Source organism: Mucilaginibacter sp. P5_A4 (assembly GCF_056400605.1).
Genome location: NZ_JBFUKX010000004.1, coordinates 1 through 16,607, shown reverse-complemented (window position 1 = coordinate 16,607; position 16,607 = coordinate 1). Strand labels below are relative to the sequence as shown.

Here is a 16,607-nt window from a genome sequence, read left to right as displayed (position 1 = left end):
CTAATGGTGATGGATCAAATAGATGAACAAGATTAGGTAGTATTTTAAATAAGGTGCCGTTAGCCGGCGCCTTATTTAAAATATTTATATCAATCCTTTTTTAGCTGTAGTGTTATCACAAATGGCTGGGTAAATTTTGCATCACCTAAATGCAGGTAATAATCGTTCCCGTACGTTTTCTCGATCCGGAATTTTTGATGGCTGTCAGTTAAAAGGGAGTTATCTGCAATTGTTGTTTTTTCGGGAAGTTTTAATTTTAATGCTTTAGAGACAGGTATATTAAAAACGATCATATAAAGCTTGCCATCACCCGGCTTTTGCGTAAAATAACCCCAATCCTGTTTTTCCAGGCCGGCATTATCGCATCCATATATTGCGGCCGAATTGATCTTCATCCATGCACCGACTTCCTTAGCCAGGTTTTGCTCATAAGTGCGGATAGTGCCGTCGGGCTGGGGACCGAAATTGAGTACAAAATTTCCGCCCATGGAGGTGCAGGTTGCAAGCATTTCCTGTATTTCGTAAGGGGTTTTTACATGGCCTTCCCATATTTTGTGGTATCCCCATTGATTTTCGGGAACGGTCATGCATGCCTCCCAGTCAAAATCCAATTTTTTTACATTGGACGGCAAACGGCGCTCAAAACTGCCGTCAAAATCTCCAAAATGCCGCCCTTTATAGTCATGGTCTACATGGCCCTGCGCATCTGTACGAATGCGGTTATTAAGGATGATACCCGGTTTTAATGCCCGGCAATATTGTTCCAGCTCATAACCCATTTTATAGTTCTTTTTGTAGGATGCTTCCCATTGCCCATCAAACCAAAGGCCTTTAATATTGGGATAAGTGGTTATCAGCTCTTTCAGTTGGTTTTCAACAAATGCAAAGTACCGTTCAAAAGCCCTTTGGTCTTCATCAGATTTTATCACTGAACGATAGTCGGGATGATGCCAGTCGAGAATGGAGTAATAAAAATAAACATCGATACCCTCTTTTTGATACGCTTTTACAAAAGGCATTAGCAGGTCTTTTTTATAAGGCGTTGATGCGACTGAAAAATTTGTAAAGCTGCTGGGCCATAGACAAAACCCTTCATGATGTTTGGTTGTAAGAATGACGTATTTTACGCCCATATTTTTAGCGATGTGCGCCCATTCTGTTGGATTATATTTTTGAGGATTAAACTGATGGATGAGTTCGGCATATTCTGTGGAGGAAATGCCCGCATCTGCTTTTAACCATTCGGCGGCGCCCGGATAATTTTTACCTTTCCATTGCCCGCCTGGAACCGCATATAAACCCCAATGAATAAATTGACCAAAACGATTGTCGCACCATTTCTGCATGGCCGAATCGGGGCGCTTGCTTAACACCGAAGCTCCCATTAATGAACCTGCCATGGAAATTGTTTGTGCAAATGAAAACGCATTTACAACTGTACAAACAATAAGGGTAATTATAATTTTCTTCATTTTTTTAATAGACGTAGGTATAGCAATGACGGGCGCGCCATTTGATAAAATATCGCCTTGGCAATACAATGGTACCAAAATAATAATCTAAAAAAATAGTGAAAAATAGCGCAACCGTTTGCACAGGCCATATCAAACGTTTGCGTAAGTTTTATAGCCCAGGGGCATGGTTCTGCGCTTTATTTTTCAATTAAATTTTAGTTAGTTTCGAGAATGTTAACCCTCAAAATCAATACTTTCATATGCGAAAACTAACTTTTCTGCTTGTTTTATTTTTACCGATACATCTTTTTGCCCAACAGTTTGAACCAGTAAAAGCATTGGTTAAAAGGCGCGCTCCCTGGTTAAGCGATCATATCATTTTTAAAGCCGTAAAAACCAGCAGCCCCGAAATAGTTGAACTGCAAACTGTAAAAAACAAACTGGTTATCAGCGCATCCGGAGCTAATGCAGCCGCGGTTGGTGTAAACTGGTATTTAAAATATTATTGCCACCGATCTATGTCGCATATGGGCGATAACCTGGCGCCTGTGTTTCCGATCCCGGCTGTTGGCAAAAAAACAACTGTACAGGCGGAGGCTAAGTATCGTTATGCATTGAATTATTGCACCTATAATTATACCATGAGCTTTTACAGCTGGCCCGATTGGGAACGGGAACTTGACTGGATGGCCCTTAACGGGGTTAATACAATGCTTGCCGTTGAAGGGATGGAAGCGGTATGGCAAAATACCCTGAAGAAGATAGGGTACACCGAAAATGAAATTAACAACTTTATAGTTGGCCCGGCCTATACCGCCTGGTGGCTGATGGGCAATATTGAGGGCTGGGGAGGACCAACGCCACAAAGCCAGATTGACAACCGGAAGCTGATTCAGCAAAAAATGATAAAGCGAATGCAGGAGTTGGGTATAGAGCCTGTGTTGCAGGGTTTTTATGGAATGGTGCCCAGCTCATTAAAAAATAAGAGTAAAGCGCATATCATCGACCAGGGTAACTGGGGAGCGTTTAAAAGACCGGACATACTTGACCCTACAGATCCCGAATTTAGCCGCATAGCGGGCATATATTACAGTGAAATGCAGAAATTATATGGCAAAAACATTCCCTTTTTTGCAGGCGACCCTTTTCATGAAGGCGGCAAAACCGATGGCATAGATCTCAAGAAAGCAGGAGCCTCCATACAGGCATCAATGCAACGTTATTATCCGGGTTCGGCATGGGTGTTGCAAGGTTGGCAGGATAACCCCAAACAGGCTATGCTTGATGGTCTTGATAAATCAAAAGTATTGGTGCAGGAGCTTTTTGGCGAATTTACCAACAACTGGGAAAAACGTAATGCCTATGATAACACGCCATTTATATGGTGCAGTGTTAACAATTTTGGTGAACGCCCGGGCGTATACGGTAAATTACAGCGTTTTGCCGATGAAATATACAGGGCAAGGCAAAGCACCTACAGCAATTATCTGAAAGGCGTAGGAATAATGCCCGAGGGCATTAATAATAATCCTCCGGATTATGACTTGATGCTTGAACTGGGTTGGCGTAAAGAACATGTAAATACCCGGAACTGGATTAACGAATACGCCAAATATCGGTACGGTAAAAGTAACACACATGCCAGCAATGCCTGGCAGGGCTTTTTACAAACAATTTACCAAAGCCTTCCCGGTTACCAGGAAGGGGCAGGCGAATCTATTTTTTGCGCAAGGCCGGCACTTAAAGTTAAATCAATCTCCAGCTGGGGTACGCTTACCCGAAATTATGATACTGTAAAGTTTGAAAATGCAGTAAAGGAATTTGCCAAAGCAACACCTGCTCTTATAAATTCAGCAACTTATAAAATAGACCTCATCAATATGATAAGGCAGGTACTGGCCAATAAAGGAACCCTTGTTTTTAATGACCTGACAACGGCATACAACAATAAGGATCTGCAGGCCTTTAACAAGGCCAGCGAGAAGTTTTTGCACATGATAAAGTTAACGGATGACCTGTTGAACACCGATCCTTACTTTAGGCTCAACACCTATCTTAAACAATCTGTAGCTAACGGAAATACAGCCAAAGAAAAAGCAAATAATTTAAAAAACGCGCTGATGCAGATTACTTATTGGGGAGAAAACGTGCGTACAGAGGATAACCTGCATGAGTATGCCTATAAAGAATGGGCTGGCCTGATGGATGGTTATTACCTGCCCCGCTGGGAAATTTATTTTGATTACCTGCGTGGCAACCTGGATGGCAAAACCACTCCCGAACCCGATTACTTTTCCTGGGAACGCAAATGGGTGGATGAAAACCAGAAGCTAAATCCCGAAAAGCCACACAGGTCTCTACAGGAAGTAGTTAACCAAATTTTATCGATGTAAACTTAAACACCCATTTTAATTCAAACTAACAGACCGCTATGCGTCAATTCAAAAAAACGGCCTTCATTATTTTATCAATTTCCCTGGTATTTTCTTCTTTATATGCTCAAAAGAAAATAGGAGCAGAAACACCCGAACAAAAAGCGAAACGCATGGCCTGGTGGACCAACGATCGTTTTGGGATGTTTATCCATTGGGGCCTTTACTCGCAGGCGGCAAGGCATGAATGGGTAAAGAGATGGGAACGGATGACCAATGAACAATACCAGCCTTACTTTGATGAGTTTAACCCCGATTTGTTTAACCCTAAGGAGTGGGCAAAGAAAGCCAAGGCAGCCGGAATGAAGTATGCCGTGCTTACCACCAAACATCACGAAGGGTTTTGCCTGTTTGATTCAAAATATACCGATTACAAGGCCACCAATACCGCCGCTAAAAGAGACCTTGTAAGAGAATTTGTAAACGCATTCAGAGCCGAAGGCATAAAAATAGGTTTCTATTATTCCTTGTTAGACTGGCATCATCCGGATTTTACGGTCGATGTTTTACACCCATTGCAACCGGCAAGCGAAAAGGATGAGGATTATGATAAGTTGAACAAAGGCCGGGATATGGCCAGATACCGCACGTATATGCACAAGCAGATTAAAGAACTGCTTACCAATTATGGCAAAATTGATATGCTGTGGCTCGATTTTTCGTACCCCGACAACGGCAAACACGGTAAAGGCAGTAAAGATTGGGGATCTGTTGAATTGGTTAAAGAAATAAGAAAACTACAGCCCAATATTATAATTGATAATCGCCTTGATATAAACGAATACCAGGACGGATGGGATTACCTTACACCCGAACAGGTAAACTTATCAGAATGGACAAAAAAAAACGATTACAAAACTTATTGGGAAACCTGCCAAACGTTTTCGGGTTCCTGGGGATATTTCCGCGATGAAAACAGCTGGAAAAGCACCAAACAGTTAGTTACGATGCTGATAGAGGCTGTAAGCAAACGCGGTAACCTCCTGCTGAATGTAGGCCCTACTGCACGTGGTTTATTTGATAAACGTGCCAATGAGAGGCTGGACGGAATAGCAGCCTGGATGAAATACAACAGCCGGGCTATTTACGGATGCACCGAAGCCCCGGAAACATTTAAAGCTCCTGAGCATACCATGCTTACCTATAATGCCAATACCCGGCGTTTGTATGTGCATTTGCTGGAGTATCCGGGCAAAACCATCACCTTACCGGGCTATAAGGATAAGGTTAAATATACTCAGTTTTTGCATGATGCATCAGAGATACAGCCGAATAGCAAATCAAAAGCTTCGGGAAACGACCTGGTATTAAACCTCCCCGAAACAAAACCTGATACTGAAATACCTGTAATTGAACTGGTATTAAACTAATGCAATATATCCAACTATTAAAATTTATCCATCATCAATAATTTTATCATGGTTCAGAAATTTATACTTGGTCTTTGTTTGCTGGCCTGTAGCCAGGCAGCAATCGCGCAAAATGAGCATGAAATGTCCAACACCTACCAGGTTCCTAAAGATCCCCTGGTACGGCAAAAACTTGCCCTATGGCAGGACCAAAAGTTTGGTTTGTTTATGCACTGGGGAACATATAGCCAATGGGGTGTGGCAGAAAGCTGGACTATTTGTCCCGATGACTGGGTTACCCGAACCGGCCCCTATGGCAATGATTATTTCGCCTATAAAAAAGCATACGAAAACCTACAAACCACCTTTAACCCGGTTAACTTCAACCCCGAAAAATGGGCCAGGGCGGCCAAAGCTGCGGGTATGAATTACATGGTATTTACAACCAAACACCATGATGGCTTTAGCATGTTTGACACCAAACAAACAGATTATAAAATTACAGACACTAAAACGCCTTTCTCAAAAAACCCGCGAAGCAATGTCACCAAAGAAATATTTAACGCCTTTCGTAAAGACAATTTTATGATCGGGGCATATTTCTCCAAACCAGATTGGCACAATCAAAACTATTGGTGGTCTTACTTTCCCCCTAAAGACCACAATGTTAATTACGACCCGCTACGCTACCCCGAACGCTGGCGAAAATTTAAAGATTTTACCTATAACCAAATAGAAGAACTGATGACGGGCTACGGCAAAGTAGATATTTTATGGCTCGATGGGGGTTGGGTGCGGCCATCACCAACAAAGGGGAACGATCCGCAGCACTATAACCAGGATCTTGATATGGCCAGAATAGCAAAAATGGGCCGCAGTTATCAACCCGGTCTTATTATGGTAGACCGTACCGTTGCCGGCGAATTTGAAAACTATACCACACCCGAACAAGAAGTACCGGATAAGCCTTTATCCTACCCTTGGGAAACCTGTATGACCATTGGTAAGTACTGGAGTTACGTCCCGAATGACGAATTTAAACCCAGCCTGCAACTGGTTCAAACACTTATAAAAATAGTTTCGCGGGGAGGCAATCTCCTGCTTAATATCGCCCCAGGGCCCGACGGCGACTGGAACCCCGTTGCTTATCAAAGACTACAGGATATTGCCGGCTGGATAAAAATTAACGGCAAGGGCATCTATGGCTCTGAACCGGTTGCGCCTTACTCTGCCGGGAATATTTATTTCACCAGGTCGAAAACTAAGAAAACGTTATATGCATTTTGGTTATCCGAAAAGGATAATGTAACCCTCCCGTCCATGGTAAGTTTCCCTCTTAACAAACAAGTAAAAAAAGCAAGCTTGCTTGGCAGCACTCAAAAATTAAAATGGCATTACCAAAACGGGCTGTTAAGCATTCAAATACCTGGTGCTTTACAAAAAAGCACCGCCTTAAAATACAGTGGCACTTTTGCATTAGCATATTAGGGAAGAGATTTTTATGTCCTGGCATTAACTGCATGAGTAACCATACTGAAATCAAAAATGCCCACCGTCTTTATATCTATCCGGTGGGCATTAAGCCTCTTTCTGCATTTGATAATTAAACCATGTAATTATTGATAAGCGCCTTTGTTTATCTGCTTATTTACAATGCGCCCATTACCATCAAAATCAGTATTACCGTTAATTGTTTCTGATATTACTAACCCGCTGTTTTTTGCAGGCGAGGATGATTGCAAATGAAGATCGGGGCCGGATGTATTTACGAATAAAGGGTCGATGCCATTTGTTGAATTAGCATCTCCGCTGCAGGCTGCCTTCCATAAATTATAATCGGTATATAAAATGCCATTCCAGGTCCATTGTGCAGTGCCTGTTGTATAATATAAATTGTAATCGATGATATTACCAGATCCTTTCGCGGTGTATTTATGAATAAACATATCTGATGCTCCGCCATAAATAATGTTATTTTTTATAACATTGTTGGTGCAATCCTCCCTGATACTAATCTCTCCTTCTATTTCACCAAATGCGCCTAAAACCTGGTTGTTGTTATACAATGTATTATTTACAATAGCCGAATTGTTTGTACCGCCACCTGTATAATTTAAATACCCTCCCATATAAATACCAGAGCACCAGCAGTTATACACCAGGTTGTTCCTTATGGTGACATGATCAGTAGGGAATCCATTGGTTTCGCTTACCGCGCCAATACCCCTATCGGTAACAGATACTTTATTTTTCTCCACCACCACATTTCTGCCGCCATCAACATAAATACCAATAGCGCCATGCCCGCCAAGCGGCCCCCTTTTACTTTCAATGTTATAGAGGGTATTACCACTGATAATACCATTGCGCGCATAATTAAGTGCAGGGTTGGTATTTGCCGCATAACCACCGGCCGCATCAATACCAATATTCTGGGCGTTATATATTGTATTGTTGGTGATGGTAAAACCATCAACATAGCCATTGATGGTTAGGTTTTCCCCATACCCGGTTTTACAATCATGTATGGTATTCCCGGTAACGGTAATATTGGTTACCGGATCGGAAGTATTCCCGATAATTAAAATGGCATTACCCCCTCCGTTAAGCGGCAGCTGGGTATAATCAATACCGTATACGGTGTTATTTTTTATGGTAATGTAATCAGAGCCACCTTCAACCATAATGCCCTTAGGATCGCCGGTAGATGTTTTAAGATTGCGTATTTCAAATCCATCAACAACTATAAACTTTGCCTTGTCAATAGTTACCAGCGCCTCCCGGCCATTAACGCTAAAAGCACTACCATCAATTACAGGTTTTTCGCCACGATACGCTTTTAATGTAATATACTTATCCATTACCCCCGATTTGGGGAATACTACTTTTTCACTGTACGTTCCGCCCCTTACTATTACAGTATCACCGGGCACGGTATGACTTAGGGCATTATTAATGGTTTGGAATGGCGCATCAATTGTTCCCTTATTTGACTCTAATCCGTTGGCCGCTACATAGTAAACATGCACATTGCCGGCAGGCGTTACAACCTCGGTAGCGTTTTTTTTGCTGCAACCCAATACCTGTACCGCAAAGCCAAGCATCAAAAAAAAATTAACATTATGTTTCATTCCCGTTCGTTTTTAAATTAAGAACCTCTTACTGCTGTGCGCCCTTATTTATTTTATTGTTCACAATACGCGCATTTCCATCAATATCTGTTGCCCCGTTTATATCAGCTGAGATTACCTGCCCGGAATTTTTTGCAGGCGAAGATGATTGTATGTGAAGATCGGGAAGTGAGGTATTCTTCAATTGTGGGTCGGCGCCGTTTGATGAATTGGCATCATTGCCGCTGGTTGTCTTCCAGGCATTCAAATCGGTGTTTGGAGCACCATTGGTACTGTTCCAGATCCATTGCGGGGTGCCTGTGGTATAGTATAAATTGTTATCAATAATATTATTGCTCCCCGTTGAAGTATACTTGTGAATAAACACATCAACCGGCCTTGCGTATACAATATTGTTTTTTATCACGTTGTTATCGCAATGCTCTGTAAGCCTTATCTCTCCTTCTATCTCACCAAATGCCCCCACAACACGATCGTTTTGATATAGTGTATTATTCACTACAAAACAGTCTTTAGTTCCGCCGGATGTGTAGTTTAAATAATCGCCCATGTATATGCCCGTACGATAGCAGTTGTATACAAAGTTGTTTCTTACAATGGTGGTTTTTGTTGCATATACATTGCTTTCGCTCACCAGCCCGATACCTCTGTCGCTATTATATACCCTGTTTCTTTCGATGATAGTGTTAGCTCCGCCGCAAACATAAATGGAGATGGCGCCATACCTGTCGGGCCCCCAGATTTCGGGAGTCCTGGTCATGGTATTATCATGAAACTCGTTATCGCTTATCACGCCATTACGGGCATAATTGGTAGCAACATCTCCATCTTTATTAAGGTTATCGCCGCCAGCAACAATTATCCCTATGTTTTCTGTATCGTATACTTTATTATGGCTAAAAACAAAGCCGTCTATATTACCGGCCAACGTTACATTTTCGCTTGTGCCTGTTTGTGTATCATGCACTGTGCAGCCTGTAATAACCAGGTTAGTAATGGCTGTGGCTCCGTTACCTATTACCAGTATGGCGTGGCCGCTTCGCCAGTCGGCTAATGACGCGTTGCTTTTTATATTAAAAATATTACAGTTTTTAATAGTTATATCGCGAGAATTGCCATTAATGGCTATGCCCTCAGGATCGGTATTAAAAGTTGCACTTGTAAGATTGCAAATATCAAAGCCATCCAGCGCTATATACTTTACATTACTTAGTGTAACTAATGACACCCAGCCCGAAACTATTATTTTGCTGCCGTCTATTACAGGCTTTTCTCCGCGGTATGCTTTCACTGTAATAAGCTTATCCTTTACCCCCGACTTGGGGAACACCACTTTTTCATAATAGGTGCCGCCTCTAACCATAACAGTATCGCCAGGTAAAGCATGGCTCAGTGCGGTATTGATGGTTTGGAAAGGGGCATTAATTGCACCTGCATTAGCATCAGATCCATTAACTGATACATAATAAATATGCGTATTACCTGCAGAAGGCGTTACATCATTACCAGTGCTTTTTTTGCTGCAAGCCATTCCCTGCAATGCAAAAACAAGCATAAAAAAAATATTAATATAACGTTTCATACAGTACATTTTCAAATTAAAACACCCGATATTTTTCATTCAATAAGTTTATTGGTGTTTGAAGATGCAAAGCATAGAACCGAAGCAGAAACATGTTTCTGCTTCGGGGACTATACCAATCAAACAAAACAACCATCAATTATTATTTGCATTGCTCCCCGGGCAACAGCATTTGTAAGGATAGACGATTAACTGATATAACAGTAATTACGAGGGGTAATGCTGTTATTGGCGATTACCATTATTCGGACACTATTTTTCTTATCCTGTTATTATTTTTGTCCAGTACATACACCGTTCCGTTTTTGTCAACGGCAACACCTGTTGGAGCGCTAAAAAGGGCCGATCCTCCTATAGCATCGGCATAACCAGCCGCACCGCTTCCGGCAAAGTTGCTTACCTCAAAGGTGCCGGCCTGGATATAACGGATACTTTGATCGGGATTAGAAGTACTGCCATCCCAGGTTCCGTTACCGGCTACATATATATTGTTGTTATTATCTACGGCTATACCCCATGGAGCAGAGAATTTTGCTGCTGTAGCGGCTCCGTTCACATACCCGGCGCTTCCAGGCTGCCCGGCAATAATGCTGCCCTGCCATGTGCCTGCAGCAAATTTTTGGATAACCTGATCTCCATTATTCGATACGTATAAATTGCCGGTTTTATCAAACTTAATTCCCGCCGGATAATTAAGACCAGATACAACTTGTTTTGTAGTCCACTGAGCTGATAACTGGTAAATGTTTCCCGGGCTGGAGCAGCTTGAATAATAAACGTAGCCGGTAGTTTTATCAACAGCTACACTCCAGGGCGACTGGTTTCCCCATGCCCAGGTAACGGCAGTACCATCGGGAGATATTTTGCGAATATCCCAATTCCCCGGATCAACAGTGTATACGTTGCCCTGAGCATCAAGAGCCACATCATAAGGTAAAGAAAAGTTTGCTGCGCTTCCTTTCCCATCCGCATAACCAGAAACCTGGGGATTGCCCGCAAGTGTGGTTACGTTCCCCGCTGTGTCAATTTTTCTGACACAATGGTTCCCTGGATCGGCAACATAAATGTTCAGATTATCATCAACAGTTATACCGCAGCTCCTGTACCAGCTTTGGCCGCCAAAATCAAACATAGCATCTGTTCCCTGGCCATTGGCAAAGCCTGCTTTGCCCGATCCGGCCAATGTGGTAACGGTCCTGGTATATTGGTAAGTAAAATTACTTGTACTTGTGGCGGTTCCTTTTCCTATGGTTACAACCAGCGGCCCCGACCCTGCCTTTTTGGGTACCACGGCAATCATTTGCGTAGTATTGGCGCCAATGATCCTAAGCTTTAAACCATTCAGCGTAACTGCAATTTGCGAAGTGTCGGTTGAAAAATTGGTCCCCGTAATCAGTACTTCCGTACCTCCACCACCCTGTGCCGGAATAAATGTGTTAATACTGATAGGCGAGTCGGCATTATGCGTAGGTGCCTTTTCTTTTTTGCAGCTTATAAAAGCCACCATTATAAAAACCCCGCCGGCAAGTAAGTATTGATTTATACTTTTTGCCATTATGTTTATGAATGTTTTCATTTGAATAATTATTCTTTAATTATTTATTTTTTACAATATCTTCTATTGCCTTTTGGGCAAATAAAAACGTGCATTACCAACCCGGATTTTGTACTAAAGCCCTGTCGCGGTCTAACTGGTACTGGGAGATGGGGAACAAGTACATTTTATTGTTCCATACCCTTTTTTGGAAAAGCGTTCTATTGTAAAAACCGGTAAACGAAAATCCCAGGCCCTGGTCGTCGGTATTTACATTCAGGCCATAAATGGTTTGGTTTTCATCAATGCCTAATAATAGTCTCCTTACCAGGGTATAGTACCTGTCGCTTTCAAAACACAACTCTACCTGTCTTTCCTTTAAAATGTATTTTCGCATTACATCCTTGTTGCCAACGGCGCCCGGATAAACAGTTTCTATACCGGGTAAACCGGCCCTGCTCCTGATCTGATCCAGGTACAGAACAATATTTTGATTTGATGGATCATATTCGTTCAAAGCTTCTACATAATCCAACAATATTTCGGCATATCTTATCAGTATAAAAGGTCTGTAATTTGCAGCATCCTGCCTTATATTATCAGCCGGGCTTACATTCTTCAGCACATCATATCCTGTAATATTGTTACTGGCCCCGCTTGCTTTTGCACCAGCTTTGCCATTATAATAAAACTCTACCCTGCCTGTTCCATCAATATTAGCAGCCGATGAATAATAGTTTTTGTCATCAACGGTTGGGGCGGGTAATACCGGCCTGCCATTATATTGTATATAGGCATAAAACCGGGGCTCGCGGTTTGCATACATATTCCATTGCCCCTTGCTGTGTTCCCAGTACTTATTACCATTGCTTTGAGCAAAACTTGTTCCTGTATATCCGGATAGCGGATCATCAATGGTTCTGCCATTATTCATATAAAATGCATCCACAACGTTTTGGGTAGCGTTGTACATGCTATACCCTCCCGGCCCTGGCGATACGCATTTTGTATATCCCCAATAATTCCATGAATTTCTTGAAAATATGATCTCGCTGTTCCAGTTGGTTAAGAAAAGATCCCTGACAGACAGGTAAGGATCAAACTGGGTTCCGCCATTATCAAGATTGGTAAATAACTTATATGAACCAAGGTCAATTAAAGCCTTTGCTGCATCTGCGGCTACCTTCCATTTATTGGCATCATATGCTGTTGGCGCCAGCTGTGTACCATCCTGGTTTTTAAAAGAGGAAAATGCAGGATTACCATTCCACAGCGGGCTCGCAGCCAATAAAGCAATTTGTGCTTTTACAGCAAGACAGGTACCTTTTGTTGGACGGCCATAACTGCTGGTTGAGGGCCACTGGGCTGGTAAACTTGCCGCAGCCTGATCCATCAACTGGTTAACATAGTCTTTGCAATCATCAAAAGATGATCTTGGATACTTGTTAAAGTCCTCGTTTAAACTTAACGCCTCGGTTACTTTCACAACCGGGCCGTATTGTTTTATCAGCTGCCAGTAAAACCATCCGCGTAAAAACCGGGCTTCGGCTTTATATTGATTTTTTAACGTTACACTCAACTGGGTGATTGGAACTTTATCAATATTAGCTTCAAAAATAAATGACGACCGGATTCCATTATAATAATTACCCCAATAATCAAAATAAGCATTTACAGGGCTCCAGTTACCTACAACCATTTGCCTCACGTTGGTACCCGGAATTGATACAGACGATTCATCACTTGCCCCCATGGCGCTAAAATTACCGCCATCAGTTTGTATAATATACCCATATATATTGTACAGGTACGATTCGGCATTGGCCCGGGTGCTCCAGATCAAATCAGATGTTAACAGGTTATCTGGTTTTTTATTAAGATAATTACAAGAAGATAAACCGGCGGCCAGGAACGATGCCCCGACAGCCATAATGAGTATATATTTTTTCATTTGGAACATTTTAAATACTTTTTAATTTGACTTAAATTCATTATTTCTTTAAAACGAAGCTCTTAACCCCAAAGCAAATATTCTTACCGGTGGATAGCCTGCGCCGTTTGAGCCAAGCTCAGGATCCCAAAGTTTGAATTTGGAGAATGTTAATAGGTTTTGGCCGGTTAAGTAAAAGTAAACCGAGTTAACACCCGCTGTTGTAAGGAACGATGGCGTAAGCGTATAACCCAATGTTGCCTGTTTTAAACGAACAAAACTTGCATCTTTTGACCACCATGTACTTGGCTGATAATTGTTACTATTTTGATTAGAAATACCCAACCGTGGATAATCTACATTTTGGCTCGGGTTTTCAACTGTCCACCTGCTTTCAAGATTGGCAAGCATTCCAGACGGATATGTACCCATACCAGTAAACGGAACAATACCCGCGCCGCCTGCACCAGCCCCGCTTATTGAAGAACCATTGGCCATAATAATTACATTGGCGGTTCCCTGGAAAAAGAGAGAGAGGTCGAACTTTTTATAGCCAACCGTAAATCCGGCGCCATACAATATGGTAGGTATATCAGATTTACCGGTAAATACCTTATCAAAGCTGTTTATTACGCCATCGTTGTTAACATCTTTGTACTTAATATCGCCGGGCCTTAACACTGCTCCAAATTGGGTAGGGCTTTTGTCCACGTCTTCCTGGGATGTAAACAACCCTTCGGCAACATACATCAGGTTATCGCCAAATTTACGCCCGGTTGATTGCTGGTAAGCGTACAGCTGCTTAGGTTCATCCCGCTGTACAATTTTATTATTGTTATAAGTAACGTTACTGTAAAGGCGAAGGGACACTTTACCAATATTGTCGTTATACTCAACATTGCCCTCAATACCATGATTATTCATTTCGCCCAAATTGGCAAATACAGATCCGCTTACACCCAATATGCCCGACAATGAGCTGCGTTGAACTAAAATATTGGTTCTTCTCTCTTTATAGGCATCTATGGTGATATTCAATTTATTGAACAGGCCTATCTCTAACCCAATATTGTCTTTGGTTGCTTTTTCCCATGTAAGATTCTCTACCCCAATTACGCTTTCGGTAGTACCACCATATATAGTTCCGTTAAGTCCTAAACCCACGGATCCGCCACTGCCATATTGATTAATATAAGGGAACCTGGTAATACCGTAGGCCGATCCAATCTGGTCATTACCCACAAGACCGTGAGAGCCCCTTATTTTTAGCAGTGTAAATGTTTTTGAAAGATCCTTAAAAAATGACTCCCTCGAAATTACCCAGCCTGCAGAAACGGCAGGAAAAAAGCCAAACTTCTTACCCGGTTCAAAATTTTCTGACCCTGTATAACCGGCATCAAATTCCAACAAATATTTGTCGGCATAAGTATAGGTTACCCTGGCCGCTAAACTCTGGTTGTTATAAGGGATAGAGCCTATAACGCTGCCTGCCGAGCTTACCACCCTCGACCGCATATTATACAAAATCAGGCCGCCAACATGGTGCTTGCCAAAAGACTGGTCATAATTAATATTTGTTTCGAGGTACATGGTTTTTTCGGCAGAGGATGACTGCGAATACCCCAAAAACTGGCTCCCGTATCTCGACTGGCCCAATACCAAATTACCTTGCGGATCTCTTGATGTAGCTAAAAAAAGATCATTCGTGCCGGTTCTTCCATTATCATTTTCGCTATAGGAGTCGAATGAAAACCTTGCCATAGCGCTCAAGCCTTTTGTAATAACATCCAGCTTTTGGTTGATGGAAAAAACAGACTGAATAGTGGGGCGAAACTCGTTATTATAACCGGAGTTTTGAATATCGTTTACCGGGTTTGAGCCCCCGTTATTATAAGGGCCAGCCCATATACCACCCGGATATTGTATTGGAAACGCGTTAGGCGGCGTTAAATACGATTCGTACCAGATAGCCCCGGCAGATATACCAGGATAGCGGCTATTTACCAGCATCGCATCCAGATTCATTGTCAATAAAGTAGTTTTGCTTAAATCAATATCCAGGTTAGATCTGAAATCATACCTTTTAAAGTTAAGATTAGGATTATAACCATGTTGCTTGGTAACCTTATAACTTCCATCCTGATCATAAAAAGAAGCAGAAACATAATACCTTACCGTTGATGCACCGCCGCTAACATTAAGGTTGGTGTTATACCCGGGAGCCCAATCCTTATAAACTGATTTTATCCAGTTAACATTTGGATACAGGTAGGGATCTAACCCACTTGCTGTTTTTTGAATAGTTTCTTCGGAATATGCCGATGGGTTACCATCATTTGTAGTTGCTTCATTATGCAGCCGCATCCATGATACCGCATCCAGCATTTTAGGTGTTTTAGTGAGGCCCGACATGGACATCTCTGTTTTGAAAGAAATTTTAGGCTTACCCGCAACACCTCTTTTAGTAGTGATGATTAAAACTCCGTTGGCACCTTTGGCACCATATACAGCGGTTGATGAAGCATCCTTTAACAAAGAAATACTTTGAATATCCTCGGGGTCTATGTTATTATAAGCCCCCCCATAGGTACTGTTTACATCATCGCGCTGAACCCCATCTATAATAATAAGCGGGTTTGAGTTACCAGTAAAAGTACCGATACCGCGAATAGTAAATGATGCATTATCATAACCAGGCTCCCCGCTTCGCTGCATAGATATAACACCTGCAACTTTACCGGCCAGCGCGTTAGATAAAGAACGATTTGGAGTCATCACGTCTCCAACACTCACCGTAGTAACAGCCCCCGTTATCGTTAGCTTTTTCTGCTTACCATAAGCCACAACTACCACTTCGTTTAGTGCCAGGTTATCTTCCTTCATTGTAACATTAAGTGATGTTCTCCCATTTAAAGGAATCTCCTGCTTAATAAAGCCCACCATCTGGAAAACCAGTACAGCATTCGCATCTGCCTGAATCTTGAAGGTTCCTTCGGTAGTTGTTGATGTAGCAATCTGGGTACCTTTAACTACTACGGTTACCCCGGGAAGCGATTCCCCTTTCGCATCTGTTACCGTACCTGTTATAGTAACAGCAACCGGGTTTATTAAAGCGCTTCCATTTATTGAGTTACGGGCATACCCCTCATAACACAACAAATTAAGAAGTAAGAACAGCCCGAAGCCGGGTTGAAT

The 16,607-nt window shown here is 42.2% G+C and carries 9 protein-coding genes; 3 read left to right on the top strand and 6 right to left on the bottom strand.

Features of this window, described 5'->3' with window-relative positions:
- Window positions 1-89 precede the first annotated feature (89 nt).
- On the bottom strand, window positions 90-1,472 hold the full coding sequence (locus AC1DQW_RS03965) for an alpha-L-fucosidase (RefSeq protein WP_477452934.1): 1,383 nt from the start codon (window positions 1,470-1,472) through the stop codon (window positions 90-92).
- A gap of 242 nt (window positions 1,473-1,714) precedes the next feature.
- Here AC1DQW_RS03965 and AC1DQW_RS03960 point away from each other — a divergent pair, with 242 nt between their 5' ends.
- The 3 genes from AC1DQW_RS03960 to AC1DQW_RS03950 are packed head-to-tail and all read left to right on the top strand — an operon-like array spanning window position 1,715 to window position 6,723.
- Window positions 1,715-3,847 carry an alpha-N-acetylglucosaminidase gene (locus AC1DQW_RS03960; protein WP_477452933.1) on the top strand — a complete coding sequence of 711 codons (2,133 nt, stop codon included), beginning with the start codon at window positions 1,715-1,717 and terminating at the stop codon, window positions 3,845-3,847.
- A 38-nt stretch (window positions 3,848-3,885) separates the two neighbouring features.
- Window positions 3,886-5,256: an alpha-L-fucosidase gene (locus tag AC1DQW_RS03955; protein ID WP_477452932.1), complete on the top strand. Its 1,371-nt coding sequence runs from the start codon at window positions 3,886-3,888 to the stop codon at window positions 5,254-5,256.
- A gap of 48 nt (window positions 5,257-5,304) precedes the next feature.
- Window positions 5,305-6,723 (top strand): alpha-L-fucosidase, encoded by a 1,419-nt coding sequence (locus tag AC1DQW_RS03950; RefSeq protein WP_477452931.1) that lies wholly within the window; start codon window positions 5,305-5,307, stop codon window positions 6,721-6,723.
- A 128-nt stretch (window positions 6,724-6,851) separates the two neighbouring features.
- Here AC1DQW_RS03950 and AC1DQW_RS03945 read toward each other — a convergent pair whose 3' ends face one another.
- The 5 genes from AC1DQW_RS03945 to AC1DQW_RS03925 all read right to left on the bottom strand — a co-directional run.
- Complete coding sequence (locus AC1DQW_RS03945; protein ID WP_477452930.1) at window positions 6,852-8,366, bottom strand: right-handed parallel beta-helix repeat-containing protein; 1,515 nt, start codon at window positions 8,364-8,366, stop codon at window positions 6,852-6,854.
- A 28-nt stretch (window positions 8,367-8,394) separates the two neighbouring features.
- Window positions 8,395-9,948 carry a right-handed parallel beta-helix repeat-containing protein gene (locus tag AC1DQW_RS03940; protein WP_477452929.1) on the bottom strand — a complete coding sequence of 518 codons (1,554 nt, stop codon included), beginning with the start codon at window positions 9,946-9,948 and terminating at the stop codon, window positions 8,395-8,397.
- A gap of 241 nt (window positions 9,949-10,189) precedes the next feature.
- Window positions 10,190-11,503 (bottom strand): IPT/TIG domain-containing protein, encoded by a 1,314-nt coding sequence (locus AC1DQW_RS03935; protein ID WP_477452928.1) that lies wholly within the window; start codon window positions 11,501-11,503, stop codon window positions 10,190-10,192.
- Window positions 11,504-11,597: 94 nt separating this feature from the next.
- A complete protein-coding gene (locus AC1DQW_RS03930) occupies window positions 11,598-13,433 on the bottom strand; it encodes a RagB/SusD family nutrient uptake outer membrane protein (protein WP_477452927.1) in 1,836 nt (611 codons plus the stop codon).
- A 48-nt stretch (window positions 13,434-13,481) separates the two neighbouring features.
- Window positions 13,482-16,607: SusC/RagA family TonB-linked outer membrane protein (locus tag AC1DQW_RS03925; RefSeq protein ID WP_477452926.1), on the bottom strand; the 3,126-nt coding region annotated here is incomplete at its 5' end.